1 protein-coding gene is annotated in these 1672 nt (G+C 70.6%); it reads left to right on the top strand.

The features are described 5' to 3' along the window. Window positions 1-70 precede the first annotated feature (70 nt). Window positions 71-1651: an IS1182 family transposase gene (locus tag H4N64_RS44060; protein ID WP_186288243.1), complete on the top strand. Its 1581-nt coding sequence runs from the start codon at window positions 71-73 to the stop codon at window positions 1649-1651. Window positions 1652-1672: the final 21 nt, after the last annotated feature.

Genomic DNA, 1672 nt, shown 5'->3' with positions numbered 1-1672 from the left:
GAAGGCTCATGAAGATCTTGGGGTTCTGGCCCCACCGCGTGAGCGGCGGGGCCAGACTCGTTTTGTGGTGATGGGGGAATGGGCCGGGGAGACGGTCGGGCCGGATGTGTGGGAGACCTGCCGGGAGTTGATCCCGGCAGGGAGTGTGTTCGCGTTCCTGGCCGAGCACCGTGGTGTGCTGTTCCCGGCGGAGATGTTCGCGGACATGTACCCGTCGGCGAACGGACGACCGAGCATGCCGCCGCAGATCCTGGCCGCGGCGATCACGCTGCAGGCCCTGCACGGACTGTCGGACTTCGAGACGGTCCAGGAACTGCGGTGCGACCTGCGGTGGAAGGCCGCATGCGGGCTGGGCCTGCACGATATGGCGTTCGACCCGTCGCTGCTGGCCTACTTCCGTCGCCGTCTGGCCCGCTCGGTGCGCCCGAACCGCGTGTTCGAGGCCGTGCGGGAGGTCGTGCAGGCCACCGTTGTCCTCAAGGGCAAGCACCGGCGGGCGCTGGACTCCACGGTGCTGGACGACGCGGTCGCCACCCAGGACACCGTCACCCAGATCATCGCCGCCATCCGCGCGGTGATCCGCGAGGTCCCCGGCGCGGCCGAGGTGGTGGCCGTGCAGTGCACCGCTCACAACTACACCGATCCCGGCAAGCCCCGCATCGCCTGGAACGACGAACAGGCCCGCGCTGATCTCGTCGACGCCCTGGTCGGCGACGGGCTCAGGCTGCTGGGGCATCTGCCCGAGCAGGAACTGGGTGAGAAGGCGGCGAACGCGGTCGGCCTGCTGGCCCTGGTCGCCGGGCAGGACGTGGAGCCGGCCGAGGACTCCGACGGCCGCGACGGGCGCTGGCGCATCACCCGCGGCACCGCCTACGACCGGACGATCTCCACCGTGGATCCCGAATCCCGCCACGTCCACAAAACCCGCACCCACCAGCAGGACGGCTACAAAGCCCACCTCGCGATCGAGCCGGAGACCGGGTTATACACCGCCGTCGCCCTCACCCCCGGGGCCGGGCCCGAACACCACGAGGCAGCCGTCGGCCTGGCCCTGCTCGCCGACGAGGACATCCCGCTCGACGTCTTCGGCGACACCGCCTACTCCACCGGCGACGCCCGCCACAGCCTCGACCACGCAGGTCACCGGTTGTTCCTCAAACCCGCCCCGTTACGGCCCGCCGTCCCGAGCGGCTTCACCCTCGACGACTTCGCCATCGACACCGCCGCCGACCTGGTGACCTGCCCCGCCGGCCACACCGTCCCGCTCTCGGCACCCAGCGGCCGGCACGACCAACGCACCGCCTCTTTCAAGGACCTGTGCACCGGCTGCCCGCTGCGCGAGCGGTGCACCAAGGCCAAGGCCGGACGCGTTCTGACCATCCGCCCGCACCACGACCTCCAAGCCGCTGCCCGCCACCAAGCCATGAACGATCCCGCATGGCAGGCCGACTACCGGCGCTGGCGACCACCGGTCGAACGCGCCGTCGCCTGGCTCGTCCACCACGGCAACCGCCGCCTGCGCTACCGCGGAACCATCGCCAACAACACCTGGCTCCACACCCGAGCAGCCGCCCTCAACCTCCGCCGACTCATCAACCTCGGACTCACCCACACTGGCGGCAGTTGGCAACTCGCCCCGGCCACCGCATAGCGAACAGGTGCCGCCCGGCCT

The organism is Streptomyces cupreus (assembly GCF_014257025.1).
GTDB lineage: Bacteria > Actinomycetota > Actinomycetes > Streptomycetales > Streptomycetaceae > Streptomyces > Streptomyces cupreus.
Note: the sequence above shows the minus strand (reverse complement) of the source record. Positions and strands in the feature narration are given on the sequence as shown.

Coding starts and splice junctions, on each gene's coding strand:
- H4N64_RS44060 (WP_186288243.1), top strand. CDS start 71: ATGGGGGAATGGGCCGGGGAGACGGTCGGGCCGGATGTGTGGGAGACC.